The 26,830-nt window shown below is 61.6% G+C and carries 24 protein-coding genes, 2 tRNA genes and 1 pseudogene; 16 read left to right on the forward strand and 11 right to left on the reverse strand.

The window, feature by feature from the left end:
- Positions 1 to 36: 36 nt before the first annotated feature.
- The 3 genes from ACI3KW_RS06805 to ACI3KW_RS06815 are packed head-to-tail and all read right to left on the reverse strand — an operon-like array spanning position 37 to position 2,964.
- A complete protein-coding gene (locus ACI3KW_RS06805) occupies positions 37 to 930 on the reverse strand; it encodes a polysaccharide pyruvyl transferase family protein (protein ID WP_404847444.1) in 894 nt (297 codons plus the stop codon).
- A gap of 33 nt (positions 931 to 963) precedes the next feature.
- Positions 964 to 1,752: a family 16 glycosylhydrolase gene (locus ACI3KW_RS06810; protein WP_404847445.1), complete on the reverse strand. Its 789-nt coding sequence runs from the start codon at positions 1,750 to 1,752 to the stop codon at positions 964 to 966.
- Between the two features lie 30 nt (positions 1,753 to 1,782).
- Positions 1,783 to 2,964 carry a polysaccharide biosynthesis/export family protein gene (locus ACI3KW_RS06815; RefSeq protein WP_404847446.1) on the reverse strand — a complete coding sequence of 394 codons (1,182 nt, stop codon included), beginning with the start codon at positions 2,962 to 2,964 and terminating at the stop codon, positions 1,783 to 1,785.
- A gap of 406 nt (positions 2,965 to 3,370) precedes the next feature.
- Here ACI3KW_RS06815 and ACI3KW_RS06820 point away from each other — a divergent pair, with 406 nt between their 5' ends.
- The 6 genes from ACI3KW_RS06820 (at position 3,371) to ACI3KW_RS06845 (ending at position 6,903) form a co-directional block, all read left to right on the forward strand.
- Positions 3,371 to 4,354, forward strand: a complete 984-nt coding sequence (locus ACI3KW_RS06820; protein ID WP_404847447.1) for a PAN domain-containing protein — start codon at positions 3,371 to 3,373, stop codon at positions 4,352 to 4,354.
- A 70-nt stretch (positions 4,355 to 4,424) separates the two neighbouring features.
- Positions 4,425 to 4,498: transfer RNA gene (locus tag ACI3KW_RS06825), tRNA-Gly, on the forward strand.
- A gap of 85 nt (positions 4,499 to 4,583) precedes the next feature.
- Entirely contained in the window at positions 4,584 to 5,435 is an 852-nt protein-coding gene (locus ACI3KW_RS06830) for a sugar phosphate isomerase/epimerase family protein (protein ID WP_404847448.1), read from the forward strand.
- Between the two features lie 157 nt (positions 5,436 to 5,592).
- Positions 5,593 to 5,677, forward strand: a tRNA-Tyr gene (locus tag ACI3KW_RS06835).
- Between the two features lie 84 nt (positions 5,678 to 5,761).
- Positions 5,762 to 6,514, forward strand: coding sequence for a 23S rRNA (guanosine(2251)-2'-O)-methyltransferase RlmB (gene rlmB, locus ACI3KW_RS06840; RefSeq protein ID WP_404847449.1), 753 nt, complete (start codon positions 5,762 to 5,764; stop codon positions 6,512 to 6,514).
- A complete protein-coding gene (locus tag ACI3KW_RS06845) occupies positions 6,514 to 6,903 on the forward strand; it encodes a hypothetical protein (protein WP_262167310.1) in 390 nt (129 codons plus the stop codon). Before rlmB ends, ACI3KW_RS06845 begins: the two co-directional genes overlap by 1 nt.
- A 931-nt stretch (positions 6,904 to 7,834) precedes the next feature.
- Here the strand turns inward: ACI3KW_RS06845 and ACI3KW_RS06850 are convergent.
- A complete protein-coding gene (locus ACI3KW_RS06850; RefSeq protein ID WP_404847450.1) occupies positions 7,835 to 8,848 on the reverse strand; it encodes a LacI family DNA-binding transcriptional regulator in 1,014 nt (337 codons plus the stop codon).
- Positions 8,849 to 9,061: 213 nt separating this feature from the next.
- On the opposite strand from ACI3KW_RS06850, the gene ACI3KW_RS06855 reads away from it, so the two are divergent.
- From ACI3KW_RS06855 to ACI3KW_RS06885, 7 genes are all read left to right on the forward strand, one after another.
- On the forward strand, positions 9,062 to 10,384 hold the full coding sequence (locus tag ACI3KW_RS06855) for an alpha-L-fucosidase (RefSeq protein WP_404847451.1): 1,323 nt from the start codon (positions 9,062 to 9,064) through the stop codon (positions 10,382 to 10,384).
- Between the two features lie 4 nt (positions 10,385 to 10,388).
- Entirely contained in the window at positions 10,389 to 11,198 is an 810-nt protein-coding gene (locus ACI3KW_RS06860; RefSeq protein WP_404847452.1) for a DUF4037 domain-containing protein, read from the forward strand.
- 84 nt (positions 11,199 to 11,282) lie between these two features.
- On the forward strand, positions 11,283 to 12,497 hold the full coding sequence (locus ACI3KW_RS06865; RefSeq protein ID WP_404847453.1) for an ABC transporter substrate-binding protein: 1,215 nt from the start codon (positions 11,283 to 11,285) through the stop codon (positions 12,495 to 12,497).
- A 56-nt stretch (positions 12,498 to 12,553) separates the two neighbouring features.
- Positions 12,554 to 13,489, forward strand: a complete 936-nt coding sequence (locus ACI3KW_RS06870) for a carbohydrate ABC transporter permease (RefSeq protein ID WP_404847454.1) — start codon at positions 12,554 to 12,556, stop codon at positions 13,487 to 13,489.
- Complete coding sequence (locus ACI3KW_RS06875) at positions 13,479 to 14,330, forward strand: carbohydrate ABC transporter permease (RefSeq protein ID WP_404847455.1); 852 nt, start codon at positions 13,479 to 13,481, stop codon at positions 14,328 to 14,330. Before ACI3KW_RS06870 ends, ACI3KW_RS06875 begins: the two co-directional genes overlap by 11 nt.
- 25 nt (positions 14,331 to 14,355) lie before the next feature.
- On the forward strand, positions 14,356 to 15,483 hold the full coding sequence (locus ACI3KW_RS06880) for an ABC transporter ATP-binding protein (RefSeq protein WP_404847456.1): 1,128 nt from the start codon (positions 14,356 to 14,358) through the stop codon (positions 15,481 to 15,483).
- A gap of 58 nt (positions 15,484 to 15,541) precedes the next feature.
- Positions 15,542 to 15,772, forward strand: a complete 231-nt coding sequence (locus ACI3KW_RS06885; protein ID WP_404847457.1) for a hypothetical protein — start codon at positions 15,542 to 15,544, stop codon at positions 15,770 to 15,772.
- 98 nt (positions 15,773 to 15,870) lie between these two features.
- Here the strand turns inward: ACI3KW_RS06885 and ACI3KW_RS06890 are convergent.
- From ACI3KW_RS06890 to ACI3KW_RS06915, 6 genes and pseudogenes are all read right to left on the reverse strand, one after another.
- A pseudogene (locus tag ACI3KW_RS06890) lies at positions 15,871 to 16,071 on the reverse strand (autotransporter outer membrane beta-barrel domain-containing protein); the annotation flags it as partial.
- A 75-nt stretch (positions 16,072 to 16,146) separates the two neighbouring features.
- A complete protein-coding gene (locus ACI3KW_RS06895; RefSeq protein WP_404847458.1) occupies positions 16,147 to 17,202 on the reverse strand; it encodes an ABC transporter ATP-binding protein in 1,056 nt (351 codons plus the stop codon).
- Entirely contained in the window at positions 17,199 to 19,883 is a 2,685-nt protein-coding gene (locus ACI3KW_RS06900; RefSeq protein WP_404847459.1) for a sugar-binding domain-containing protein, read from the reverse strand. The genes ACI3KW_RS06895 and ACI3KW_RS06900 overlap by 4 nt, the downstream gene beginning before the upstream one ends.
- Before the next feature lie 62 nt (positions 19,884 to 19,945).
- The gene (locus ACI3KW_RS06905) at positions 19,946 to 21,241 is read right to left on the reverse strand and encodes an ABC transporter substrate-binding protein (protein WP_404847460.1); all 1,296 of its coding nucleotides are present in this window, start codon (positions 21,239 to 21,241) and stop codon (positions 19,946 to 19,948) included.
- Positions 21,242 to 21,273: 32 nt separating this feature from the next.
- On the reverse strand, positions 21,274 to 22,119 hold the full coding sequence (locus tag ACI3KW_RS06910; RefSeq protein ID WP_262167294.1) for a carbohydrate ABC transporter permease: 846 nt from the start codon (positions 22,117 to 22,119) through the stop codon (positions 21,274 to 21,276).
- Positions 22,116 to 23,021 carry a carbohydrate ABC transporter permease gene (locus ACI3KW_RS06915; RefSeq protein ID WP_404847461.1) on the reverse strand — a complete coding sequence of 302 codons (906 nt, stop codon included), beginning with the start codon at positions 23,019 to 23,021 and terminating at the stop codon, positions 22,116 to 22,118. The genes ACI3KW_RS06910 and ACI3KW_RS06915 overlap by 4 nt, the downstream gene beginning before the upstream one ends.
- 138 nt (positions 23,022 to 23,159) lie before the next feature.
- On the opposite strand from ACI3KW_RS06915, the gene dgoD reads away from it, so the two are divergent.
- From dgoD to ACI3KW_RS06930, 3 genes are all read left to right on the forward strand, one after another.
- Positions 23,160 to 24,332 (forward strand): galactonate dehydratase, encoded by a 1,173-nt coding sequence (gene dgoD, locus ACI3KW_RS06920; protein ID WP_404847462.1) that lies wholly within the window; start codon positions 23,160 to 23,162, stop codon positions 24,330 to 24,332.
- A gap of 2 nt (positions 24,333 to 24,334) precedes the next feature.
- The gene (locus ACI3KW_RS06925) at positions 24,335 to 25,096 is read left to right on the forward strand and encodes an SDR family oxidoreductase (protein WP_404847463.1); all 762 of its coding nucleotides are present in this window, start codon (positions 24,335 to 24,337) and stop codon (positions 25,094 to 25,096) included.
- Between the two features lie 72 nt (positions 25,097 to 25,168).
- Positions 25,169 to 25,888, forward strand: coding sequence for a FadR/GntR family transcriptional regulator (locus tag ACI3KW_RS06930; protein ID WP_404847464.1), 720 nt, complete (start codon positions 25,169 to 25,171; stop codon positions 25,886 to 25,888).
- Between the two features lie 306 nt (positions 25,889 to 26,194).
- On the opposite strand, the gene ACI3KW_RS06935 is transcribed toward ACI3KW_RS06930, so the two are convergent.
- Positions 26,195 to 26,821 carry an NAD(P)-dependent oxidoreductase gene (locus ACI3KW_RS06935; RefSeq protein WP_404847465.1) on the reverse strand — a complete coding sequence of 209 codons (627 nt, stop codon included), beginning with the start codon at positions 26,819 to 26,821 and terminating at the stop codon, positions 26,195 to 26,197.
- Between the last annotated feature and the right edge of the window lie 9 nt (positions 26,822 to 26,830).

The raw sequence follows: 26,830 nt of genomic DNA on the forward strand, positions 1-26,830 counted from the left end.
ATTGTTAACGGCCCGTCGGCGTAGCTAGCGGTTTACCTAGCTCACCGCCAACCGCGACCGCACAAACCCGTCCACGGCCGCCGCGGCCTTCTCCGTCACCTCAGCAATCTTCGCATCACTGCTCAGCTGGGGCTCATACGTCGCCATTCTCTGCAGATGCCGGGCCGCCGAATGCGTCAAAAGCGCATTGGGGATCGCCGCCAATGGGCTGCGGCTCAGTGCGCCGATCTTGCCGGCGGGACCGCCGCGGCCGGTGCGGCCGATATAATATTCGAGCACGCTGGATGGCTTGAGTTCATGCATGCGCAGCTCGATATCGAGTGCGCCGGACCAATCGAGCCACTTCATATGATGCCCGGCAAAGATCGGCTTGGCGCCGATCCAGGGGGTACGCAGCGCGTCGGCCACGATGGCGCCATGCATGGCCTCGGTGATCAGCACGCGAGCGCCCTTGATCTCGGCAATGACTTTTTCGAGTGGATCGGTGGCGTCGATCAGCTTGATGCCGGCCAGCCGGCAGGCTTCGTCCCAAGGGCCGCGCTCGAGGCTTTCGTAATGCGGCATGAAGGCGACGTCGATGCCGGTCGCGGGTTTGGCCAGTTCCATCTGGCGTAGCAGGATGGCGCTGTCGCAAATGGCCAGATCAGGTGAAATCTTGAGCTTTTCGGCGGTCTTGGGACCGCGCACAAAGCGGATGTCCCAAGTGCCGTCATGCACATCGGGCAGGCCCATATAGCCGGCATAGCCCGAGCCCATCACGAACTTGCGGGACGTCTCGGGCAAATGCGTGCCGATGATCGAGCCGATGCCGACAAACAGCTCGCTTTCGTCTTCGTCCAGAAACCTTTCCGGCAAAATCTGTGGCCAGACATAGGTATTAAGCTCATCACCGAAATTCGGCACCTTGCCGCGGAAGAACACCAGCTTCATTCAAAATCCCTTTTCTGATTGGCCGGCGGCCAGCTATTGCAGCGCGCAAAGCACCGATTGCGGAAAAGCGCAGCTTTCGCCCTGCGCCGTGAAGGCAACCCAGTCCACGTCCATGGCGATCGGCCCGCTGGGCGGCGCGAACGAGCCCATCCACTCGCTCAGCGTATCGGTGCCCCACAGGCTGAAGAAAATGCGCATGGCATTGTTGGGCACCTGATAGCTTTCGGTCATGGTGCGAACGAGCTGGTTGTTGATGTAGTAATCCAGTCGTCCCGGCGTCCATGTGACAGCGAAATTGACGAAATCGGAGTCTGAACTATAGGGCAGCTGATGAGACATGCCGCTGCCCACTTCGCCGTCGCCGCTGACGCCATTGACGAAACTGGTGGTCTCGACAACGCTCGTGTCCTTGAGCAGGATTTCGAAATCCAGCTCATCATGCGGCTTGCCCTGTTGCGGGCCGATATAGGTGAAAAACGCGGCGTTGAGGCCAGAGCCGGCCGGCGTCTTGAGGCGGGCTTCGAACGTGCCGTAGCCGAACGCCGTCTTAGTCTGGATTTCCCCACAGGCATATTTGCGGCCACCAGCGCCGCTGCTCGGGGCAAAGCCCACCTTGAGCCTGCCGTCCTGCGTCTTCACCTGCCCGGCAGACCAGGTGCAATTCTGGTGCGCGCCATTGGCCCAGCCATCCGAAACATACCAACGCTGGCCATTGAGCGTATCAAAATCGTCAAAGAAGCTGGCGCTTTGGGCGAGAGCGGGCGTGGCAAGGCAACACAGAGCGACAATTGCGGAGGCTGCAAGGCGGCTGACGCTGGGCATGGGCTTTACTCCAATCACTAAAACGCAAAACTACTCGGCAACAATCAGGCGGACCTGGACGACATCGCCGGACAAAACCGGCGTCGACATTTCGGCGGGGATTTCCTCGCCGTCGCGGACAATGCTGTAGGTGTAGCTGGCGAGCGAGCCGGCCGTGCCCGGCGCAACGCCGGAATAGGCTACAGCCTCGCGCACCAGACCCTGCTGGGTGGCGAGCTTGAGATTGACCTCGGCCAATTGCGCCTCGACCTCCTGCCGCTCGACAGTGAGTTGGGAAGCGTGACTATCGGCCAGGTCGGTGCGGCGAATCTCGGCATCGCCAATGGCCTGCTGCGCCTGCAACTGGGCCATATCGATATCGAGCAGGCGCGTTTCGTAATCGGCCACGCTGGTTTCCAACGAAGCGACACGCGACACCACGGCCAGGCCGTCATTGGCCAACGAGCGCACATTGGTCAGTTGCTCCTGGGCCACCGACAATTGGCGTTCGGTGGCGGTTCGCTTTTGTCCAAAAGTCTCGATCTGCCGCTGCAGCACGGTGGTCTGGCTATCCAGCGCCGTGCTTTGCGAATTGAGTGCCTTGAGATTGGCTACCAGTACGGCTTGCTCGTCGGCCAGCAGCGGCTCGACGCCCTCGACCCCGGCGAACTGCTCGGGGGGCACGATCGTGTCCTGTCCGGCGAGTTCGGCATCGATGCGCGCCCGCTTGGCCAATAGCCGCAGTTGTTCATCCTGCAGCACCTGATAAGCGCCGCTAACGGTAAGCACATCGCGCTCGGCCCGGGAATTGGCATCGGCGCCGCGGCGCTCGCCCCCGGCAAGGCTGAGCGCCTTGATCAGGGTCAGTCCCGGCAGGAATTTGTATTCACCCGGCGCTTGCACATCGCCCGCCACATAGATCGGGGCGAACTCGGCAATTTCGATGCTCACATTGGGCGAGACCACCAAGCCAAGCGATTGCTTGAGGCCATCGGCCAATTCACGCGCCAGATCCTGCGAGGTTTTGCCGGCGCTTTCGACGTCCCCCACAAAGGGGAATGCAGTGGTGCCCGCTGGGCCCACGACATATTCCCCGCCCAGAGCCGTCCATTCCTCGAAGGTGGATTCGGCCGCCTTCCATTGGACCACGCGAACGTTGATCTTGTCGGAGACGTTGAGCGTGTAGGGTTCCGCAGCAGCGGACGCCGCACTCAGTGCGACGACCAAACCCATTGCCAGAGCGCCTCGGCGCAAGACATTGGGCCGGAACGGAGTCGCTTTCTTCATGGGCCAAGCCTCGTGATTGAGCTTCCGGAACGATCGGTAAAGGCCCTGTTTCCGGGCCGTACGCGCCAGCCTCTTCTTGGCTGCGGGGAGAACAACGGTGCCGCACACCGGTCCATCCCTAAAACGTTATCAGCACCCTAGCATGGTTCGCGCGCTTGGCTCGCCCGCCCGGCTCAACCCAGCCCTGCGCTCAAAGGGAAACTGCCGCCGCAAAAAAGCCGCGCTACGCAGGACGAAAACGGCGTGTTCGCTAAGCAACGCCAGGCAAAAGAAAATTTGCCGCCTGCGCAGGTTCTGGACTCATGGCCCAGCCTCGATTTAAGACAGTTCGCTGGCTTGATCGAGGCGTAACATGCGTATTCTGGTTGCCGTTTTGGCACTCGTTTTGTCCATTGGCCCGGCTTTTTCGGCCGGTTTCGCGCGTCAGGGCGCCTTCATCGTGCCCGGGGCCGGCTTCGATTTCGCCATTCTGGCGGGCGACATCAGCAATCAAACGCCCGACGACTTCAAGGCCGTGCTGGCCAGCCAGCCCAATATCAAGACGCTGGTACTCTCCAGCGACGGTGGCACCATGGCCGGAGCGCTATTGCTGGCGGACGAAGTCTACCGGCGCGGTATCAACACCTATATCCCGCCCAATTCCATCTGCCAGTCCAGTTGCGCCTACGTATTTCTCGCAGGGGCGGCGCGGCTCGATCAGGGCGAACTGGGCGTGCATCACTTCTACGGCGGGGACAGCAATGCCGCCTCCCAGCTCGGGGTGACCGACATTATGGGTATTCTGACCGGCTTCGGCACACCGCAAGCCGTCATCAACCGCATGCTGCGCACCCGCGCGGACCAGATATATGTCTTTAGCGCCGACGAGGTCGCGCAGCTGCGCATCGACCGCAATCCCAACCAGCTCGACACCACGCTCGCCCAGTTCCGCCAATTGCCGCAAGATGTGCTCACGGCCATAGGCACAAGCCCCCGCTCCGAGCCTGAAACCACCACGGCAAGCAGTGGCGGCGGCAATACGCCATCGCAAAGCGTAGCGCGCTTCGCCATCTATGAAGGCCTCGATTTCTATGGCGCCGATGTCGACAAGATTCGGGCCGAAACGCTCGAGCAATGCTTCCAGGCATGCGTCGACAACCAGCAATGCTCGGCCATGACCATCAATCTGAACCCCACCATCAAGACCGGCCCCAACTGCTTCCTCAAAAGCGGCATGGGCCGCACCGAGCCCTATGAACACGCCATTTCCGGCGCCTTCCTGGCGGCCGGCTTCGATGGCGTGCTTGATGTCAACGGCACCAAGGTGGCGCCGACCGAGGTGATCCCGCTGGAGTAGGCCATCACGGGGCTTGCCATTAAGCCCCCTGTCGGGCTAATCGATCACTGCTTCGGATCACTCCGACCGGGCGGGTATAGCTCAGTGGTAGAGCAGCAGCCTTCCAAGCTGAATATGCGGGTTCGATTCCCGCTACCCGCTCCAAAACTCCCCTCTTTACGCCCTGCCCGTTGCCGCTTTTGTGTGGCAAGAGTGCTGCATAGAGTCCGTGACGGATCGAGGAGGAAGCATGCAGGTCGGCATCAATTTGCTCTGCCTTAGCGGGTTTATCGAAGAGCAGCACCTGCCCCAGATTCGGCGGCTTAAAGAACTCGGCTATGATGGGGTGGAAATCCCGATCCTGCGCGGCAGCGTGGCGCATTACCAATGGCTCGGGCGCCAATTGGACGCTATCGGCCTGCGCCGCACCAGCACCTCGGTGATCCCCTCCATCGCCGCCAACCCGATCAGCAGCGATTCCGAGATCCGCAAGGCGGGCATGGACCATCTCGATTGGGCGCTGGACTGCGCCATTGCCCTGGGCTCCGAAAGCGTTGGCGGGCCGATCCACGCGCCGATCGGACATTTCACCGGCTTCGGGCCGACCGAGGATGAGCTGCGCTATGGCGCCGAGGCCCACCATGCCCTGGCCGACCGCGCCCGGGCCAATGGCGTCTATCTTAGCCTGGAACACCTCAACCGTTTCGAGACCTATTTCCTCAACACCATGGCCCAGGCCCGCGCCTATGTGGATAGAGTTGACCACCCCACCTTCCACATCATGTACGACACGTTCCACGCCAATATCGAGGAACAGAGCCAATCCCGCGCCATCGCCACGCTGGGCAAGCATATGGGCGTGCTGCATGTTTCCGAGAACGACCGGGGCATTCCCGGCCGCGGCCAGATCAACTTCGCCGAAGTCTTCACCGCCGTGCGCCAGACAGGCTTTGATGGCTGGGTCGTGCTGGAAGCTTTCGGCGCCGGCCTGCCCGAGCTCGCCGCCGCCACCCGCGTCTGGCGGCCGCTCTTCCCCGATTTCGAAACATTGTTCGCGGAAGGCGTGACGTTTATTCGCAAGAGCTGGGCGGCGGGGGCTTAGGAAGCATCCCCTGGAAAAATCAGATACTTTTCCCCTGCCTAACCGATTTCTTGCGGGCAATGGCGGAAGGGGTGTTGACACTGTTGTCACAGACCACCATAAACCGCCCGACGAAACGCCTAGCGCTTCGTTGTCCCGCTCGCGCGACGTTGTCAGTGGAGGGGTGGGAGAGTGGTTAAATCCATCAGACTGTAAATCTGACCGCTTAGCGTACACTGGTTCGAATCCAGTCCCCTCCACCAACGCCCCCCTCGAAAAACACACGGTTTAGAGCGCGCCGCGGCGCCCCGCTTGCTGGCGCGCCGCAAAGGCGATACCCCTGCCCTATGAGCATCAATAAATTTCCGCCAAAGCCGCGTTACAACCCTGATGACGGCCCGGTTTATCTCTATGGCCTGCACACGGTGCGCGCCGCGCTGGACAACAAGAATCGCATCAAGAAAGTGCTCTTGGCCACGCCCAATGCGCTGATGCGGCTCAAGGACACCGGCGAAATCGGCAAGGTGACCGTCAAGGAAACCACGCCCAAGGAGCTCGACCGCCTGCTGGGCGACGATGCCGTGCATCAGGGCGCAGCGCTCGAAGTCGATCCGGTGAGCCGGTTTGGCCTTGATGACATCAAGCCGCTCAGGCTCGTGGTCGTGCTCGACCAGATCACCGACCCGCATAATGTCGGCGCGATTCTGCGCACTGCCTGCGCCTTCGGCGCCGACGCCGTGATCACCACCGCCCGCCACTCGCCGCGCGAAACCGGCGTAATGGCCAAATCGGCCTCCGGCGCGCTTGATCTGGTGCCGATGATCGAGGTGCGCAACCTGGGTGACGCCCTGCAAAAGCTCAAGGATCGCGGTATGTTAGTGCTGGGTTTTGATTCTGAATCAGAACATCAGCTCAAGCCACGCAGTGGCGATCAGCCGCTGGCCATCGTGATGGGCGCCGAGGGCAAGGGGCTGCGCCAGCGCACTCGCGAACTCTGCGACGAAATGGTCAAGCTGGACATGCCCGGCCCGATCAAATCGCTGAACGTTTCCAACGCCGCCGCCATTGCTCTGTTTGCGGCCACTGCCGGACGATCCTGATGACTAGCTTCGAGCCCTTCGCCATCGCGCTGCGCCTGTCGGGCGTTACCGTCACGCAATACGAACTCGATGCGGCGCTCAAGCAATTGTGCACCCGCTTCGAGCCCGAGGACGCCGAAGACAGCCACTATGCCCAGGTGGATATCGCGGTCAAAAATCCGGTCCGTTCGCTGCTGGAACTGGCCGAGCGCTCCGGCCCCGCCATCGCCGCCATGCTGGACGACCGCCGCATCGGCAAGGCCGTGCTCGACATCGCCTTCGACTACCCCGAGAATGGCGAAGCCATGTCAGCCCGCCTGCCCGCCCACATGGCCGCAGCAATCGCCGCCTACGGCATCGACATCGAAATCTCGGTCTATCTCACCGATGTCGAGGACGACGAGGAATAGAGACTACTTGCAGGTGTTGCTAGCGATACGGATTTTCCAAAGCTTGCTCGCCTGTAACACATACTCGCAGTATTCAGAGGTTTAGGTCTGATTGGGTGTCCGTTGTGTCGATATCGGACCTGCCAAGTATCAAGTCGCAGGAGTAGCCCGTCTAGGGGGAAAATAGCTTGGGTAGCAGTTAAAACCTGCTGCCATTGGGCGCCTTTGGCCCGCGCATTGCCTACTTCCCGGCCGGCAGTACCCTGGCCCGGTGGTATCCGGCAGTACCCTGGCCCGGTGGTATATTGACATGCTCGAAGCCAAGGAAGACCCATCGCCGATTTCGATACGCGCCGCCAAGATGCCGAACAGGATGACGGGCTCGTTGACCGCTCCGACATTGAGGGCCCTCGTAGTCGGCCCTCCTCTGCGGGAGATGCTCGTCACCCCACTCCCGCTGATGATGCAATCGTGTTGTGCAGGGGTGAAATGCCGTGGATCGTAGTCCACTTCGCGGTGACCAATCTGCCGGCCTCGCAGGTCATAGTCGAGTGCGACAAGGTCATCGACTGACCTCCCTGTAATGGGCCGTACTGATTGCGACGCTGGAGACCAACAGGCTTGGAAAGCTCGGAAAGTGTGGTCGAAACGGCGCGCTATGAGGACGAGATGGCCGAAGGCCCAGCACGGGCGCGCAGGCGACCAACAAGGGCGAGAGGCAAGAGCGAAAGCGGGGGAGCCCCCACCCCAAGGGACGCCGAAAATCCACGCCTCCGGGTTCTCGGCGCCTCCTGCAACGGAGGCCAACGGCCGGAATGAAGGATGGAAAAAGGCCTTACGATTGAAGAAGGCATCTTCGTCTTCTGGAGGTCGGTCAGATCAACATGCAGAACGTGGGTTCACTCAGAACTCGTGTTATTCAAGGCTTGTACCTGTTCCATATGAGCAGCAACTAACTTGAAATTCGTCGACAGGAGTTGCCGGGAACGAATTTTGGGCTCAGCACGAAATCCTGCGGCGGGTCGATCGCGGCATCCGAATTGGTGATGCGGTGCAGCAGGCGGCGCGCGATGATGCCGCCGAGCTTGAGCGTGTCTTGCACCACCATGGTGATGCGCGGGGTGATGACATTGCTCCAGGCCACATCATCGATCATCGCCAGCGAAATATCGTTGGGGCAGTTGAAGCCCAGTTCCTGCATGGCCTGAAGGGCAGCCAGGGCGACGGCATTATTGGCGCCCAGGATTGCGGTGGGTCGCTCGGGCTGGATAAGCAGGCGCATGGCCGCGCCATAGCCCCCCGAGCGGGTGAACTGGCCGTCGACCACGTAATTGGGGTTCACCTCGACGCCGGCGCTGGCCATGGTCTCGGCAAAGCCGCGATAGCGCTCCGAAGCGGTGTGCATATGCTGCGGGCCGGCGATGAAGGCGATGCGCCGGTGGCCCAATTGCAGCAGGTGCTCAGTCAGCATGGCGCCGGCCAAGTAGTTATCCGAACCGACGAAATCGCGCTCAATGCCCGCGACCTTCTGGTCGAAGCAGACCATCGGCACCTTGAGGCTCTGGATGAAATTCACGTATTCCGGACCAAAGCTTGACGGCGCCAGCGCCAGACCGGCGATCTTGAGGCCGATGAGGTGCTCGACCAATGCCTGCTCGCGGTCTGGGTCACCCGAGGAATCGGTGATGAGCACGAAGTGGTTGTGTTCGAGGGCGTAGTTTTCGAGCTCCCGCCGGATGTCGCCGAAAAACGGATTGCCCACATTGCCGACGACGAAACCGATCATGCGGCTGCGGCCACGGGCCAGACTCTGAGCCAAAGGGTCGGCGACGTAGCCCACGGCGGCAACCGCCTGGCGAATACGCTCAAGGGTTTTCGCGCTGACGCGGCCCGGATTGCTGAGCGCCAAAGACACTGTCGAGACCGACACTTCGGCAAGTTTGGCAACATCTCGGATGGTGGCCATCGAATCTTTCTCGAACCGCTTCTACACTCCAAACCGTGCTCGCAGCATGGCTCTGTTGTCGTATCTCGTCGCAATAGCTACCATTTTTCGTCTCCTGCGCAATGCAAATGTAGCATCGCACCGGGTTAACGATTTTGGCTTGACTTCGGCGACCCATCAAAAGAGGATAATTATCGAACCGGTTCGATAATATCGGAAGAGGAGGAATCAACGTTGGATAGCGCTCTCACTTTTGGCGGTGGTATTGACACGACGCCGGGCAAGGCCTGGTTCACGGATGACCGTTTCGGAATGTTCATCCACTTTGGTCTCTACGCCTTGGGCGCGCGGCATGAATGGCTGCAGCATCGCGAGGAAATCGCCCCGGCGGACTACACCAAATATTTCGAGAACTTCGATCCGGACCTCTACGATCCGCGCGAATGGGCGCGGCGCGCCAAGCAGGCGGGGATGAAATATGTGGTGCTGACCGCCAAGCACCATGAAGGTTTCTGCCTGTGGGACAGCAAGTTCACCGACTACAAGGCGACCAACACCCCCTATGGCAAGGACCTGCTCAAGCCCTATGTCGAGGCCTACCGGGCCGAGGGGCTCAAGGTCGGTTTCTATTATTCGCTGATCGACTGGCACCATCCCGAATTCCCGATCGACGGCATCCACCCGCTGCGCAACTATCCCGATGCGATCGAGATGAACAAGACGCGCGACGTCGGCAAATATGCGGAATATATGCGTAACCAGGTCACCGAATTGCTGACCGATTTCGGTGATATCTCCGTCATCTGGTTCGACTTCAGCTACCCCAAGCGCGAATATCGCGGCATGCCCGGCAAGGGCCGCGATGACTGGCAGAGCGAAGAGCTGATTGGCCTGGTTCGTCAGTTGCAGCCCAACATCATCGTCGGCGACCGGCTTGACCTGCCGACCGACGGCAATTTCCCCAAGGACCTGGCGACGCCGGAACAATACACGCCGCGCGTGGCGCCGACGGTGAACGGAAAGCCGGTACGCTGGGAAGTGTGCCACACCTTCAGTGGCTCCTGGGGCTATCACCGCGACGAGAGCACCTGGAAGGACGCCGGGCAACTCATCAATATTCTCATCGATACGGTGTCGCTGGGCGGCAACCTGCTGATGAATGTGGGGCCCACGGCGCGCGGCACCTTCGATAGGCGGGCAATCACCGCGCTCGAAACCTATGGCGAGTGGCTGCGGCTCAACGGGCGCTCGATTTATGGGGCTGGGCCATCGGCCTTCACGGCGCCCAATGGCACCAAATTCACCCAGAAGGGCAACCGGCTTTATCTGCATGTACAGAACTGGCCGTTCCGCCATATCCACATCGATGGGCTAGGCGGCAGGGTGAAGTACGCACAATTCCTGCATGACGGCAGCGAAATTCACTGGCTCGATCCCAAGGCCGAGGTGGATTCCAATATCGGGGTGGCCGTCGGCGAGAGCATGCTGACGCTGGAACTGCCGGTGATCAAGCCGGACGTCGTGGTGCCGGTGATCGAACTGATCCTCAAGGATTGAGGCGGTGCTCGAGCCCGACACCGGCGCACTGGATCGCGAGGCCGACCTCATTGCAACGATGACGCCGCTGATCGCCGACCTCGCCGAGAACGGCAATGGCGCCGTAGCTCTGGCGGGGTCGCGTGGCAAGGGGCGGTCGGATGAGCAATCGGACTATGATTTTCGCGTCTATGCGGATGCGTATCGCGGTCCTGACATCAGGCAGACCGAGCAGTGGCAGCGGTTCGAGCGGGCCATGCGGGAATGGGAAGCTCGGGGCTTTCGCATGGATGGCGTGTGGATGCGCAGCTATGCCGGCGTGCGGCGCGATCTTGATGCGTGGATCGGCGGCGCTGCCGTGCCCAAGACGTTCGAATGGACGATATGGGGCTATCATTTGCCGACCGACTTGGCCAACCAGCAGATCACTTTCGATCCCGAGGGGGTGTTGCGCGGTTGGAAGCAGCAGCTTGCTGTCTATCCCGAGGAGCTCGCGACCTCGGTGCTGCAGCAATATTGGGAGGTGCTGCAATACTGGGCCCAGGATTACCATTATGAGAGCAAGGTCGCGCGCCGCGATCTGGTGTTTCTGGTGGGGCTCACGGGCAAGCTCGCCAATGCGATCCTGCAGGTCGTGTTCGCGCTCAACCGCGCCTATTTCCCGGGCGATGGCTGGAACCTGCCGATGGCGGCAGAACTCAAGCGCCTGCCGCCGGATTTCGTTTCCCGCATGACATCGATCCTGAGTGCCGGCAGTGACGCAGATGCCCTCAAACGGCAGCGCCAGGACTTCATTGCCATGATCGCCGATCTGGAACTGCTGGTGGCGGCCTGACAAAGGCTGCCAGCTTTATGCCGGGGCTCAAGAACTCCGGACGAACAAAACGACAAACCGAACGATATCAGAGGAGAGACTATCGTGAGACTTTCGCTTGTTCTGGCTGCTGCGGCTCTGGCCGGCAGTTCACTGATTGCCACGGCCCATGCCCAGGAACAGGTCAACCTGACCTGGCAAATGTGGGGCGACGAGAACGATACCGCGCTCTTTACGAGCCTGGCCGATCTCGTCACGGCCGAATATCCCAACATCACGGTGACGCCGCAGTTTTCAGGCTGGACCGACTATTGGACCCGCCTCCCGGTGCTGGCATCGTCGGGCCAGATCGCCGATCTGGTGGCGATGCAGTCCATGCGCATGCCGAGCTTTTATTCGATCCTGGAGCCGCTTAATTCGTACATGGAGGCCGACGGGCTCGACACTGCCGAATTCGAATCCTCGATCATTGCCGGGCTCGGCCATGACGGTACCCAATATGCCTTGCCTTATGATGTGGGTCCCTGGCTGGTCTACTATAATCGCGACAAGTTCGCGGCGGCGGGACTGAAAGAGCCAGCACTGGACTGGACCTTCGACGACTTCAAGTCCGCGGCGGATGCGCTGACGGAGGGCGGGAATTACGGCTACGCCGTGCAGGCGTTCGACTTCATTGCAGGTCCGGTCGCCTTGGGTGCGGAATATTTCAATGCTTCCAACCAGTTCGACATCACCAATGCCGGCTATGTCGATGCGGTAACCAAATTCTCCGATCTCGTTGCGGTCGACAAGGCCTCACCGGTCTTTGCCTCGGGCACGGGCGCCATTACTGGCAGCGGCCGCTTCGCTGCCGGCAGCGCGGCCATGTATATCGACGGCCCCTGGGTGTTGCTGCAGACCAAGGACAGCGTCGATTTCGACATTGGCGTTGCACCATTGCCGCGTGGCGAGGGCGAATCCCGCTTCATTACCGCCGGGTCCGGTTGGGGCATTGCCGCCGCGAGCCAACACAAGGAAGAGGCCTATAAGGCACTAAAGGTGCTGACCGGCCCCAAGGCGGCGGAAATCCTGGCTTCGGCTGGCCGCGCGTTACCCGGTCGTCTCGCCGAGCAGACCTATTGGTACGATGTCGCGGCCAAAGATGTGGCCGGCACACGCGAAACGCTGCAGTACATGTTCGAGCACTCCACCCCATTCCGCCTCAACGAATATTGGAATGAGTTCGAAAACCTGGTGACCCAGTACATGCCGCTGGCCCTTAACGGCGACAGCACCACCGAAGAAGTGCTGGCCAATATCCAGAGCCAATTGCCGATGTAAAGCCAGGAGGCCCGGCCACCTCTCCCTTTCGAGGGAGAGGTGGGGAGGAGGACTTAATGACGATTGCGCAAGAGACTGCCATAACGGTGAGCCGGCCGGCCGCACGCCGCCGCAACCGGCTAGACGTGAAAGAAGGGCGCACCGCTTTCTTCTTCCTGCTGCCCAGCTTGATCGGCGTGATCCTGTTTCTCGTGCTGCCGATCATCGCTTCGGTGGTGTTGAGTTTCACCAACTGGAAGCTGCTGGGCCAGCCTGCCTTTGTTGGCTTCGCCAACTACACCCGCCTGTTTACTGCCGATCCGCAATTCTGGCCGGTGCTGCGCAATACGCTGTTCTTCACGGCCGAATATCTGGTGCTGAACCTGATCATTTCGCTGGGACTGGCGGTCTGGATATCCAGCCTCAAGGTCGGGCAGAAGTGGTTCCGGGTGATCTTCTTTCTCCCGACCTTCACGCCGGGCATTGCCGTCGCCATCGTGTGGATGCTGATTTTCGCGCCGGACGGCTTCTTTGACTTCGTCATGGGCACATTGTCGATCCACGTGCCGAGCGTGCTGACCGACCAGACACTGGCCATGCAGGCGGTGATCGTGGTCACGCTCTGGGCGGGTGTGGGCTACAATACGGTGCTGTTCAATGCAGCGCTCGACATGGTGCCGCAAAGCTATCTCGAAGCGGCGCGCATTGACGGTGCCACGGCCTGGGACCGATTTTGGAAAATCCGGCTGCCAATGATCTCGCCGACGCTGTTCTTCGGCACGGTGATGACCGCGATCACCTCCCTGCAAGTGTTCGACCAAATCTATGTGATGACGCGCGGCGGGCCGGGCAATGCCACGGCGACGCTGGGTTATGCCATCTACCAGAAGGGCTTCCAGAATTTTCAGATGGGCTACGCCTCGGCCATCGCCTGGGTGATGTTCGCGATAATCATGGCGCTTACCGCGATGCAATTCTGGCTCCAGCGCAAATGGGTGCACTATGACAATTAAGGCCAAATCCCGCGGCGGTGCGCTGGCGCTCGACATCCTCAATCACGGCGCGCTGGCGCTGGTGGCGCTGCTGTTTCTCTTCCCGTTCTTCTGGATGGTGTCGAACGCGGTGCGCAGCAATGCCGAAGTGTTGGCCATTCCCGTGCGTATCCTGCCCAACGTGTTCGAGTGGCACAATTTCGCCGCGGCGTGGACGCAGCTGCCGTTTGGGCGGTTCTTCCTCAACAGCATGATCGTCTCGGTCAGCGTCACGGTCATCACCGTGGTCGTCTCGTGCCTCTCGGGCTACGCTTTTGCGCGGCTTAAATTTCCGGGGCGCGATGCGCTGCTCATGGGCTATCTCGCCACTCTCATGGTGCCCGGCATCATGTTGATCATCCCGCTGTTCCTGATCGTCAACAATCTGGGCATGGTCAATACCTTCCAGGGCGTGATCCTGCCGGTGGCGTTCGGCACGTTCGGTTCGTTCCTGTTGCGCCAGTTCTTCATGTCCATCCCGACCGAACTGGAAGAAGCGGCACGGATCGATGGCGCCTCGCGATTGCGAATCCTGGTCAGCATCATCGTGCCATTGTCGATGCCGGCAATCGGGCTGCTGTCGCTCTTCACCTTCATCGGGCAGTGGAACAACTTCCTCTGGCCGCTGATCGTGATGACCGGCGCCGACAATGCCACGCTGCCGGTGGGCCTCACCCTGTTCCAGACGCAGCAAGGCACCGCCTGGAACTACATCATGGCCGGCGCCACGCTTTCCATGCTGCCAGGCATCATCCTCGCGATCCTGCTGCAGAAGCTCATCTATAATTCCATCGCCCTCAATGCCGGCATGGGTGGGCGCTAGACCCTCAGAATTACGGAGCAATTGAATGGCCAGTATTACCATCCGCAATGCCGTTAAGGCCTATGGTACCGCCGAGGTCCTTCACGGCGTCTCCCTGGCCGCGCGCGACGGTGAATTCGTAGTGCTGGTGGGCCCCTCGGGCTGCGGCAAGTCGACCCTGCTGCGGATGATCGCGGGCCTTGAATCCATAACCGATGGCGAAATCGAGATCGGCGATCGCGTGGTCAACGACCTCGAGCCCAAAGAGCGGGACATTGCCATGGTATTCCAGAGCTATGCCCTTTATCCGCATATGACGGTACGCGACAACATGGCCTTTGCGCTCAAGCTGGCCAAGCGCAGCCGGAACGAGATCGAGGCCGAGGTCAACCGCGCCGCCGGCATTCTCGATATCGGCATGCTGCTTGATCGCTATCCGCGCCAGCTTTCCGGTGGCCAGCGGCAGCGCGTGGCCATGGGCCGCGCCATCGTGCGCAATCCGGCGGTGTTCCTGTTCGACGAACCGCTGTCCAACCTCGACGCCAAGCTGCGGGTGCAGATGCGCAGCGAGATCAAGGCCCTGCATCATCGGCTCGGCGCCACGATGATCTATGTGACGCACGACCAGATGGAAGCCATGACCATGGCCGATCGCATCGTGGTGATGCGCTCGGGCAATATCGAGCAGGTCGGCACGCCGCTCGACATCTACGACACCCCGTCCAATAGCTTCGTCGCCGGCTTTATCGGTTCGCCGTCCATGAACTTGATTAAAGGCGTCGTGATCGATGCCGATAGTGCTCCCGCCTTACAGACCGCAAATGGCGTTCTCTGGCCCCTGCCCCCGCTTCCGGCGAAATATGATGGCAGATCCATCCAATTGGGCATCCGCCCCGAGCATATCGAGCTGACTTCGGACGGCATTGCCGCCAGCGTCCGCAGCATCGAACCGACCGGAGCGGAAACGCACTTGCAGCTCGAGGCCGGCGACGACAATGTCGTTGCTGTATTAGGCAATCGACCTAAGCTCGCCACAGGTGAGCCGATCAGCTTTAGTTATGACGCCGCCAACATCCTGCTTTTCGACATGGAGACTGGCATTCGGTTGACCGACCATCAAGAGGTCTATCGCCGCATCGATCCCCGCGTCGAGGCCAAGACCGCCCGCGACTAAAGGCGTCCCGGCGATCCCGACACAATCGACACCCTGGCCGATTTCGGCGTCGGCAACGGTGTCCGTCGGCCCGACGGAGCGGCTGGCTGCCAATGCAGTCCCGATCTCCTATCAGGACGACATGTATGTCGACGCGGCGCTCTCGCTCGAAATGGCTGCTCTGGACCTTAAGTCCGCCGACGCGAATGGCAGCTTTGGGAATTTCTCGGATCGATTACGACGACCGGAATGGGGCATTCTGCGGACCGCCGAATACGATCCCATGGCAGCCGCGACAATACCAAGCTGACTGACCGGATTTACGAGATTGCCCGGCATCGGCCGTCAGATGCCGCTCTTGGCGCCGACCGCTTCGGGCAAGGCGCCCGTTTCGATCATACCGGCCGTCCAGGACCGGTTGCCGACGCGCTGCTGGAGGGTTTCACGCTCGTTGAAACTCTGCAGCATCGCCGCATAGGCCTCGTAGACCGGAGCTCCGGCCTGATAAAGCGGCCCCGTCGGGGTAGTCCCATTGATCAAGGCGGACCGCAAGTACCAGTCACCATCTGTAGGCGTGCTGACGCTCCCTTGATACAGGCGATAGGCGTACCGTCGTCATCGCCATGCTGTCACAGCGCCAGCAAAGCAATCGCGCTGTTCGCGCGGCCTTGGCAGCTGCTCAAATCACCGTAGCCGGATGCCATCGGCGCCAAAGAACAGGATTTCCTGCCGCTCGACGCGAACCTCGATCATTTCCCCGTCCCCGGCACGACTCTTGCCGCGCTGCTCGACCAGCACTTCCTGCCCGTCCGGCAGGCGGGCATGCACGATCGAGCTGGCGCCCAGATTTTCGACGACCTCGACCGCGAGCTTGAGCACGACGCCATCATGCTGGGCCTCGAACTGTTCGGGCCGGATGCCGATCGTCACCGGACCGGCGGGCGGCGGCGCGTTCAACGATGGCTTAAACTGCATAGCGCCAAGCGACACGCTCTGCCCGTCAGAGACAGCAGACAGCAGGTTCATTCGCGGCGAGCCGATGAACCCCGCGACGAACACATTGCCGGGATTGGTATAGAGTTCGGCGGGTGAGCCCACCTGCTCCACCACGCCGGCGCGCAGCACCACGATCTTGTCGGCCAGCGTCATGGCTTCGACCTGATCATGGGTGACGTAGATCATGGTCGCGCCGAGATCGCGATGCAGTTTGGCAATCTCGACCCGCATGGCGACGCGCAATTCGGCATCGAGATTGGACAATGGTTCGTCGAACAGAAATGCCTTGGGCTGGCGCACGATGGCACGGCCGATCGCCACCCGCTGTCGCTGTCCGCCCGACAGCTGGCTTGGCCTGCGGTCCATGAGACTGTCGAGTTGCAGGATGCGCGCGGCTTCCACCACTCGGGCTTCGGTCTCCTGTTTGGAGTGCCCGGTCATCCGCAGCCCGAAGCTCATATTCGCCTTGACGCTCATATGCGGATAAAGCGCATAGGACTGGAACACCATCGCGAGGCCCCGCGCCGAGGGCTCGACATCGTTGACCACCCGGCCACCCAGCTCGACCGTGCCGCCGCTGATATCCTCAAGCCCCGCAATCATCCGCAGCAAGGTCGACTTACCGCAGCCCGAGGGTCCCACGAACACGCAGAACTCGCCCTCCCCGACCTGCAGATCGACCCCATGAATGACTTCGGAGCCGCCATAGCTCTTGCGGACCTGTTTGAGGACGATCTCGCTCATGCGCGCACCCTTTCCCACCAGGAGAGTACATCGGCCCCCGCAACCTCCGGCGCCGCAGTGCCCTCGCCCGACACGTAGTTGGCGAGTGCGACCCGCAACTTGGCGGCGACCGGCCGCTGGTCCAGATCGGTTTCGATATCGGCCGCACAGAGTAGCAACCGTCCCTTGCCGATCCGTATTTCGGCCACCAGCGCCAGGTCGCGGTTCTTGTTCCAGTCGTCGATGACGCGGATGATGTGGCGGGCCGGCAGCTCACTTACATCGAATGCCCTGCGGCCATGCGTCAGCTCCCATTCATGCCAGCTGCTGTGCTCCAGAGCGGGGAAGCTCGCGAACACCGGATGGTCGAGATCGTTGATCAGGCCAAGCGTGTGCGGCGGCTGATCGCGGGTCCATAGCGTGTTCCAGAACAGCACGGTGTGGCCAAGTTCGGCATTGGGAACCATGCTTTCGGGAGCCGCCGCCAGAACAAGGCTCCGCCCCGCCGCGACCTGGGCAAGCAGATCGGCATCAAGGTCATGCACGATATCGAGCGCCGCCTGGCCGCTGGCCGCCAGCACCGCCAATTCATAGCGGTTGGCAAAGCCATTGCCGGTGATAAGCACTTCATGCAGCCCCTCGGGCAGCGTCGCGGTGGGAATCTCCACCTTGCCAATATCATGCAAGGCACCGGTGGCGAGGTCCCGCAACGGCAATGACCATTCGCCATGCTGGTGCCCGGCATTGTCCACCACCCGCACCGACACCTGACTCGCAGGCAGGGCGCCGGTGGCATAATGGGCAATCTGCAGATCGGCGACAAAAACCTCGCCCTGGCGCATCACGAAGCCATCGGCACGCAACAGCGGCACGGTGGGCGCACAGAATTCGTGGAACCGCTTGGGCGTGACATAGGGCTTTTCGTCCCAGAAGGCGTCGACCACGCCAACCAGCGCCGTGCCCTGGCCAGGGAAATCCTGCAGGCCCAGCAGCTGGAAACCGGCAAAATCGGGGGTACGGAGCGCCGCCTCGATGTCTTCCTTGTAGAGCATGGTCTGCAGCGCCCCGCTATTGCGCATGAAGCTATCGGCTTGGTCCAGCATGCCCTTGGCGGCGAGGTCGTCGCGCACCAGCATGAAGTTCCGCGCCTCGACCACGCCGGTATATTTGGCGATTTCCTGGAGGTCCGGGTAGACACACCATTGCCCGATCTCGTGGCTGACCAGCGCCATGGGCACTTTCTCCACCCATTCCGACCAATCGGTGCGCGTTTCCAGCGGCCGCGCGTTGAGGCGGCTTCCAATGCCCTCGCCCCAGCGATGGCTGCGCGGCTCGGGCTTGCTGACATATTGCGCCCGCTCGGTGGTGGGCCAGCCCGAACCGCCATTATAGATGCGCCGGTCGTCGCGGCTACGCCAGCCTTCGACGAACCGCTCGAGGAAGGCATGCATGCGCCCGCCATAAACCTCGTTGCCGACGGCAAACATCAGGAAGCTCGGATGATTGCCATACTCGGCCACGATGCGGTCGGCCTCGGCATGGATATAGCGATCGAGCGCCGGATCGGTGCCCAAAAACGCCCAAATGGGCGTCTCGACGTGCAGGATCAGGCCCAACTCGTCCGCCACTTCGAATGCCGCTTTGGGCGGGCAATAGGAGTGAAAGCGGATATGGTTGAGCCCATAGGCCTTGGCCGTGCCCATGGCTTTGCGCCAACCATCCCTGTCAGTGGGCGGATAGCCGGTCAGCGGGAAAATGGCGCAATCGAGCGTGCCGCGCAGGAAGATACGGCGTCCATTGAGCAGGATATGACGCCCCTGGGTGGTGATCGACCGGATGCCGAATTGGCTCGTCGCCCGATCGAGCGCCTGTCCATCCCGCAGCCACTCGGCGTCGATCTGGTGCACCACGGGATCGAACTCATCCCATAGCCGCGCAGCCTCCGGCAGGTCCAGCGTGATCGTCGCATGCGTCAGCGCCGAAGTGATCTGCACCGGATGATCGACGACGAGCTGTTCCTGCCCGGCGAGCCGCAGCGTGAACCGGACAATGTCACTGTGCTCACCCTTCCAGAAAGTCGGCCAGAAGGTTTCGGTGTCATAGGCCTCTAGCTCCAGCTCGATCCGAATCGACCTTGACGGCGCAAAAACCGCCAGCCGCGCAATGCCCGCGGCCTGCGACTGCAATTCGAGGCGCCCCACCACACCATTCCAATTAGTCTGGGTATGATCCGATTTGGAATGGGCGACATCGGGATTGCGCGGCAGGTGAGAATCGCCAACCGCCTCGAACCGGCTATTGTCGATCTGCATGGTCAACACATGCTCGCCCACAGCGAGCTTGCCCAGGAAGAAGCGGTTGGGCGTCGACAGGCTTTCGTCACGCGCCACCTTGATGCCATCGACATAGAGGTCGACCTGCCCATGCGGACGTTCGAGGAACAGCCAATGGAAAAGCTCGCCCTGCTCGGCGGCAATGGTGATCGTGCGCTGATACCAGGCCTTGCCGATATAGGGGTGGCGTCGGCTGAGATAGGCCATGGTCGCGGTCGTGGTCAGCGGCGTCTTTTCGGCCTCGTCGACACTGCCGGGCAGCGCGATCGTATCGGCAAGTTGGCTTGCGGCCCAATCCTGTTCGAGGCCCACCCCCTTGGGATCAAGCGCGAAGGACCAGGTACCGGAAAGATCGAGGCTGAACAGCATGAAACGTCTCGTGCGATAGAGATTGAGGAATTGGGCGGCGGGAGACCCACCGCCCTGGAAATTCAAAGCCGCGCGGCGACTTCGGCCTTGGCCTGTTCCAGCGCCTGCTCGGGCGTCGAGACGCCCTGGACGATATTGTTGACCACCGTCTGCATGGCGGCGCTGACCACGCTGTCATCCGTATTGAGCGTGGCGGGGATCAGATTGGCCTGAACCTGGGCAAAAACCTCGTTGACGTTCTGGCCGTCGTAATAGGGGTCCGCGAAGTTGATCCAGTCAGTGGTGCCCGCCGGCGTCCAGGCCGGATAGAGGTCGTCGTTCTGGTATTGCTGCTTGAGGCTTTCGCCATCGGTCACCACCCAGCTGATAAAGGCCCAGGCGGCTTCCTTGTTCTGCGAAGTTTCAAGAATGCCGATATGATCGCCCCCGGCGTTGAAGGAGCGATTGCCGGTGCTATCGGCGGGAGCCGCAGCCACCCCCCACTTGCCGTCATCGTCAGGCGCGAAGGCGCGCTTGAGCAAGCCGCCGAACCAGTTGCCGGACATGATCGTGGCGATCTGGCCGCGGCCGAAGGCGCCCTGCCATTCCGGCGACCACATGGCAAAAGGCGAGATGAGACCGGCATCGGCGGCCCTGTCCACCACCTGCAGCGCCTCGAGCACCACCGGATTGTCCAGCTGTAGCTGACCCTCGGCATCGAACCAGTTGACGCCGCGTTGGGCCATCATCGTCGACACGATTTCCATGCCATTGGCGATGAGCCAGCGCTCGTTGGGTTTGACCACCTTCTGGCCCTCTTCGATGAAGGTGTTCCAATCGGAAAACAGCGCCTCGACATCCGCCGGCGCATTGGCGAGGCCCGCTTCCTCGAAGATATCGCGCCGGTAGAACAGCCCGCCGGGGCCGGTATGCTTGGGTAGCGCGACGACCTTGCCATTGGGCCGGGTGACATTGGCGGCGGCAAAGGGCGCGAACTGGCTCATCAACTCGTCCGCATTATAGGGGTCCTGTGCCAGGTCCACCCACTGCGGCCGTTCGCGCAACAGCGCGAGCACCCCGATCTCGATCATGGCAACGTCCGGGCCGGAATTGCTCAACAAAGCGCGTTGCAGCGTATTGAGATATTGGCTGTCGGCATTGGGAAAGCCCTGCACCTCGACCTTGATATTGGGATAGGCCGCGTTGAATGCCGGCATCAGCGCCTGGAAGGTGCGGTCATTATTGGGCCAGGTCCACACCTTGATGGTGCCCGACGTTTCGGGGCCCGGACGATACGGCGCCGCCTCCTGCGCCATGGGTGCCGATGCCAGGGCCAGGGCGGCCATGGCCGAGAGAAGAGCAGTCTTAATTGGTCGCATGAGTTCCCTCCTTGAACTTTGCATTGCCACGATCAGGATTTGACCGCGCCGGATGTCAGCCCCGCGATGAATTGTCGGCTGAGCAGGGCGAACAGGACGAACACCGGCACGAGCCCCATGAGCGTTGAGAGCATCACGGCGGGCGTATCGGAATAGTGAGTGGTCGACAGCGTCGTCAGTGCCAGCGGCACGGTGAAACGGGTGCCATCGCCCAAAACGACCAAGGGCAGTTGGAAGTCATTCCAAGTGCCGATCACCGTCCACACCGCCAGGGCGGCCAGACCCGGCCGTATGATCGGCAGGACGACGAAGAAGAACGTAGCAAAGCCCTTGGCGCCATCCATTTCGGCCGCCTCGTACAATTCGCGCGGCACGGTCGAGCCGATATAAGTGTACATCCAGATGACCCCGAACCCCGAGGCGACAGCCGGCACGATCAAGGGCCAGAAAGTATTGAGCCAGCCGATCCAGCTCATCTGCAAAAAGAACGGAATGAGCGCCAGCGAGGGCGGAAAGAACAGGGTGGCAAAGGTCGCCGCCAGCAGGAACCCGCGCCCGGGTGCCCGCACATAGCGGGCAAAACCATAGCCCGCCAAGGCGCTCACCAACACCAGGCCGAGCGTTTTTGGCACGGCCACGATCAGGCTGTTGATGATCGGCCGGAACGGAGGAAACACCGCCTCGATCCGCGCATAATTGTCGAACAGCGCATCGCCGAACCAAATTGGCGGCGGAAACTGGAAGACCTCGCTCAGCGTCCGCGTCGCAAACACCGCCGTCCAATAGAGCGGCAGCACGAAGATCAGCGACACCACAAACAGCGCCAGTGTCACCAGCAGGTTGAAGCGGCGCTCGCGATTGGCCAGCAGCTTGATCATGCCGACACCCCCAGGCGCTGGTTGACCGCGCGGCTGAGCAGGGTAAAGCCAACCACCGCCGCAAAAATATACCAGCTGACCGCCGCGCCCAGCCCGAAATCGAACTGCGTGAACGCGGTGGCATACAGATACATGCCCAAAGTGGTGGTGGAATTATTGGTGCCACCCTGCCCCTGCGTGAGCACGAACGGCTCGTCGAACATCTGCAAGCCGCCCAGCGTCGCCGTAACGATGGAAAAGACCAGCGAAGGCACGAGCAGGGGCAGCGTGATGCGCGAGAATATCGCCCAGCGCCCGACACCCTCGAGGCGAGCCGCCTCGTAGATGTCGCGCGGAATGGCCTGCAGACCGGCGAGGAAAATGATCATGTGCCAGCCGGTCCAGCGCCAGATCACCAGCAGTGTCACCAGCGGCTTGATCCAGGCCTCCGAGGCCAGCCAGTTGAAATAGCTCGGCTGCCCCTGCGCGGCGCCCATCAGCATGTTCACGATGCCGCCATTGGAGGTGAAGAACACCCGCAGGATGATGGCGGCGATCGCCGGCGCCACCAGCAGCGGCAGCAGGAAGACCAGCCGGAAATAGGTTCGCCCACCGATCACATGGTCATTGACCAGCACGGCCAGCGCCAGCGCCAGCCCCACGGTGAACAGGGTCGACCAGAACCACAGATAGAGCGTGTTCCAGATCGCCTTCTGGAACACCGGATCGTTCAGGGCCCGGCCATAATTGGCCAGCCCGACGAAGTGCGGATCGCTGAAACCGTCCCAGTCGGATAGGCCCAGATAGAACGAAAAGGCGACGGGGAAAATGGAAAATGCCAGGAAAATCAGGAAGAACGGGGCAATGGACGCATAGAAGGCGCCATTCCTACGAACCCCATTCCAAGCCGAACTGGAAACCATGCAGCGCTCCTCCGTCTCCGCTTTTAATAATCTGATGAATGATTGCCGTCAATATTATGATTAGCCGCTTAGGTGCCTTGACAGGCGAGTAGCAGCTCGGCACAAGTCACAATAATCAGATGATAGGCAAGTTTAAGAATGAAGATCACGGCCATCCATACCCGTGTGGTCAATGCCGAAATGCGCAATTGGGTGTTCGTCAAGGTCGAGACCGACGAGCCGGGCCTGTTCGGCTGGGGCGAGGCGACACTGGAGTGGAAAACCCGCGCCGTCGCGGGCGCCATTGAAGACCTGACGCCGCTATTGCTCGGCCGCGACCCGCGCGACATCGAGCAGGCCGTGCGTGTCATGACCAAGCAGAGCTTCTGGCGATTGGGCGCCATCGGCATGAGCGCGGTATCCGGCATCGAGCTGGCGCTGTGGGATATCCTGGGCAAGCATCTCAATGTACCGGTCTGGCGGCTGCTCGGCGGCAAGGTGCGCGACAAGGTCGGGGTCTATACCCATCTGGGCATGGGCGACATGCGGGCCGTCTACGAGACCGACTCCATCGAGCCGCTGGTCGAGCGCGCGCGCGAAGTGGTCGAGAACGGCTATCGCGCCTTCAAGGCGGTCTTCGTGCCCTATACCCATTACCATGCCCCCCTGCCCGAGGTAGACAGGGTCGCCCGCATGATGGAAGCGATGCGCGCGGCGGTGGGCAATGACATCGAGATCATGGTGGATTTTCATGGCCGCCCCGCCTCGGCCGGCGCCGCCCTCGCCTATATCGAGGCCCTGGCGCCGGGCCGGCCGATGTTCATTGAGGAGCCCGTGCCCCCGGGCGATTTCCAGAGCCTGGCACGCCTGACGCAGCGCACCAATGTGCCCTTGGCAACCGGGGAGCGGCTGATCGATCGCACCGAATTCGATGCACTTTTTGCCACCGGCGCCATCGATATCGTGCAGCCCGATATCTGCCATTGCGGCGGCTTGCTGGAAGCCAAAAAGATCGCTGCCCGCGCCGAGGCCCTGGGCATCGGCGTCGCCCCGCATAATCCGCTAGGTCCCATTGCCGGGGTCGCCGCATTGCATTTCGCCATCTCGACCCCCAACCACGTCATCCAGGAAGAAATGGTCGGCGCAGTGCCTTGGTATTTCGACGTGGTGCAAGGCCCGATCCGCCGCGTGGACGGCTTCTGGCAGGTGCCCGACGCGCCGGGCCTCGGCATCGTGGTAGACGAGACGGAATGCGCCCGGCACCCCTATAAGCAGGAAGTGCTGCACACGCAGAATGCGGTGCTGGCGGATGGGACCATAGTGGATTGGTAGACATGCGGCTCAACGGCAAGATCGCGATCATTACCGGCGCAGGCCGCGGCATCGGCGCCGCCATAGCCGAGGCCTTTGTGCGCGAAGGCGCAATCGCCGTGATCGCCGAGCGCGACAATGCAACGGGCACGGCAACGGCCGAACGGCTGGGCGAGAATGCCTTTTTCATCGAGACCGACGTCACCGACCAGGCCTCGGTGGACGCGGCCATTGGCATGGTACGCGAGCGGTTCGACCGCATCGATGTGCTGGTCAACAATGCCGGGATCAATGTCTTTCACGAACCGCTGCAAACCAGCGATGCCGAATGGCAGCGCTGCATGGCGGTCGACCTTGAGGGCGTGTGGCGCATGTGTCGGGCAGCATTGCCCGCCATGCTGGAGCGCAATGCCGGCAGCATCGTCAATATCGCTTCCTCGCACAGCTCAACTATCATCCCCGGCACTTTCCCCTATCCCGTGGCCAAGCACGGCCTACTCGGCCTGACCCGGGCCTTGGGCATCGAATATGCGGCGCGCAATATTCGGGTGAATGCCATTGCGCCGGGCTATATCGAGACCGAACTGGCATTGGACTATTGGAATACCTTCCCCGATCCGGCGGCCGAGCGGCAGCGCACCTATGATCTGCACCCGCCCAAGCGCATCGGCAAGCCGGAAGAGGTAGCCATGACGGCGGTCTTCCTCGCCAGCGACGAAGCCCCCTTCATCAATGCCACCTCGATCGCCATCGATGGCGGCCGCTCGGTGCTCTATCATGAGTGAGCGCTTGGCGCCGCCGCCAGACCCCTGTTAAGGCTTGCCCCAGAGCAGACGAAAAGGATCCCTCCCTTGTCCATGGCCGAAACGAGCAAGCCCCTGCTCAAGCCGCGCGTGCATCGCCATGTCGTCAAGACCCTCGCGCAGCGCATCCTGAGCCTGCAATATCCGCCCGGCAGCGCGCTCCCCCCTGAACCCGATCTCTGCGAAACCTTCAGCATCAGCCGCAGCGCGGTGCGCGAAGCCATCAAGGTGCTCGATAGCAAGGGCATGGTCACGACGAGGCCACGCATCGGCACCGTGGTCCGCGCCCGGGAGGACTGGAACCTGCTCGATCCGGACGTGCTGGCCTGGTCCATGGAATTGCAGCCCAGCGCCGAGCTAGTACTGAGCCTGATCGAAGCGCGGCAGGTCATCGAGCCGGCAGCCGCCCGCTTTGCCGCATTGCGGGCAACCGCCGGCGAAATCGCGCCTCTCGAGGACGCCTTTGCCCGCATGAGCCGCTTCAAGTCGGTGCAGGATTTCGAAGCCTTCAATAAGGCCGATATCGATTTCCACACCGCCCTGCTGCGGGCCAGCGGCAATATCGTCTTCCAGCAATTGTCCAATACGATCGGCGCGGCGCTGGCCTATTCGTTCCGCCTGACCATTTCTCGCGCCCGGGAGCCCGGCGCCTCCCTGCCCAATCATGGCGAAGTGATCGAACGCATCCGCATGCGGGACAGCATCGGCGCCTTCGAAGCGATGACACGGCTGCTCAACATTGCCATTGTCGATGTGGGTTTGCATCAGGGATAGCTGTCCGCGCAGCGTGGACTTTGCCCTGGCGGTACCTATCGGCTCGGCCTGCATTCATCGTTTCCGGACCGGCCCATCGGCCAAAGCGGCAACCTACCGGGCGGCGGGTGCCGCCCCCATTTCGGCCATTCGGATCCTCAGTACGATTTTCCAAATGCCGACGTTCGCCGTCACAGGGCAACACCAGCCTCGCGCCCCCGTTCGGTCGATGGGCGGACCTGATCCGGGTCCTGAAAGCGGACGTCATCCCTAGCGTCCTTGGTGCAGCCGTGTGCCTGTGGGTTGCAACCATCAGGCTGGCGGCAATTATCTGACGAATGGCGCAGCCGCGAACCATTCATCCGACGCAAGCTGATCAATCATCGCCGCCGCAACCGCGGCGTAGGACGAAATCGTATGGACCGGCGGCGGGTCCAGTGAGAGCGTGTAGTTGCCATTGAACTCGCCCTGCATCAGAGGCGCCCTAATCACGGTCCAGTCGAGCTCTGAATCCTCAAGCGCTCTCATATGCTCCTCACCATCGATCACCAGTTCCGGGATGACCCGCATCAGCTGCTCGCGGCGCGCATGTAGAAACGGATGCGGCGACCTGCGCTCGTTGTCCCGACACGCTGCTGAACCAGTCACCGAAACAATTCGTCGAACGCCAGACGCCGTCATCGCTGGAATGACGTGCCGCATCGCGTTTGACGTCACGCGTTTCGGCGGGGCGGCCGCACTGCTCAGCGCCGAGACAACCCCGTCAACGCCCTGAATGGCGGCGCCCACCCCCACTCCGTCCTGGACATCGCCGCGAAACACCTCAAGCTGGCTGTGAGAGGCAAGAACGTTGTTGCTGTGAATGAAGGCGAGCACGCTATGGCCCCGACCCAGCAGGCCACCGACGATGTGTCGACCAAGTCGACCACTTGCGCCTAGAACAAGTACTTTCATCGTGCAGAC

Origin of the sequence: Devosia sp. ZW T5_3 (genome assembly GCF_044987315.1) — a bacterium.
Classification (GTDB): Bacteria; Pseudomonadota; Alphaproteobacteria; order Rhizobiales; family Devosiaceae; genus Devosia.

Excerpts from the sequence above, each read along its gene's own strand:
- ACI3KW_RS06820 (WP_404847447.1), top strand. The coding sequence starts at position 3,371 with ATGCGTATTCTGGTTGCCGTTTTGGCACTCGTTTTGTCCATTGGCCCG.
- ACI3KW_RS06910 (WP_262167294.1), bottom strand. The coding sequence starts at position 22,119 with ATGATCAAGCTGCTGGCCAATCGCGAGCGCCGCTTCAACCTGCTGGTG.
- ACI3KW_RS06850 (WP_404847450.1), bottom strand. The coding sequence starts at position 8,848 with ATGGCCACCATCCGAGATGTTGCCAAACTTGCCGAAGTGTCGGTCTCG.
- ACI3KW_RS06930 (WP_404847464.1), top strand. The coding sequence starts at position 25,169 with ATGGCCGAAACGAGCAAGCCCCTGCTCAAGCCGCGCGTGCATCGCCAT.
- ACI3KW_RS06830 (WP_404847448.1), top strand. The coding sequence starts at position 4,584 with ATGCAGGTCGGCATCAATTTGCTCTGCCTTAGCGGGTTTATCGAAGAG.
- ACI3KW_RS06845 (WP_262167310.1), top strand. The coding sequence starts at position 6,514 with ATGACTAGCTTCGAGCCCTTCGCCATCGCGCTGCGCCTGTCGGGCGTT.
- ACI3KW_RS06915 (WP_404847461.1), bottom strand. The coding sequence starts at position 23,021 with ATGGTTTCCAGTTCGGCTTGGAATGGGGTTCGTAGGAATGGCGCCTTC.
- ACI3KW_RS06880 (WP_404847456.1), top strand. The coding sequence starts at position 14,356 with ATGGCCAGTATTACCATCCGCAATGCCGTTAAGGCCTATGGTACCGCC.
- ACI3KW_RS06895 (WP_404847458.1), bottom strand. The coding sequence starts at position 17,202 with ATGAGCGAGATCGTCCTCAAACAGGTCCGCAAGAGCTATGGCGGCTCC.
- ACI3KW_RS06875 (WP_404847455.1), top strand. The coding sequence starts at position 13,479 with ATGACAATTAAGGCCAAATCCCGCGGCGGTGCGCTGGCGCTCGACATC.
- rlmB (WP_404847449.1), top strand. The coding sequence starts at position 5,762 with ATGAGCATCAATAAATTTCCGCCAAAGCCGCGTTACAACCCTGATGAC.
- ACI3KW_RS06900 (WP_404847459.1), bottom strand. The coding sequence starts at position 19,883 with ATGCTGTTCAGCCTCGATCTTTCCGGTACCTGGTCCTTCGCGCTTGAT.
- ACI3KW_RS06870 (WP_404847454.1), top strand. The coding sequence starts at position 12,554 with ATGACGATTGCGCAAGAGACTGCCATAACGGTGAGCCGGCCGGCCGCA.
- dgoD (WP_404847462.1), top strand. The coding sequence starts at position 23,160 with ATGAAGATCACGGCCATCCATACCCGTGTGGTCAATGCCGAAATGCGC.
- ACI3KW_RS06810 (WP_404847445.1), bottom strand. The coding sequence starts at position 1,752 with ATGCCCAGCGTCAGCCGCCTTGCAGCCTCCGCAATTGTCGCTCTGTGT.
- ACI3KW_RS06925 (WP_404847463.1), top strand. The coding sequence starts at position 24,335 with ATGCGGCTCAACGGCAAGATCGCGATCATTACCGGCGCAGGCCGCGGC.
- ACI3KW_RS06935 (WP_404847465.1), bottom strand. The coding sequence starts at position 26,821 with ATGAAAGTACTTGTTCTAGGCGCAAGTGGTCGACTTGGTCGACACATC.
- ACI3KW_RS06905 (WP_404847460.1), bottom strand. The coding sequence starts at position 21,241 with ATGCGACCAATTAAGACTGCTCTTCTCTCGGCCATGGCCGCCCTGGCC.
- ACI3KW_RS06815 (WP_404847446.1), bottom strand. The coding sequence starts at position 2,964 with ATGGGTTTGGTCGTCGCACTGAGTGCGGCGTCCGCTGCTGCGGAACCC.
- ACI3KW_RS06805 (WP_404847444.1), bottom strand. The coding sequence starts at position 930 with ATGAAGCTGGTGTTCTTCCGCGGCAAGGTGCCGAATTTCGGTGATGAG.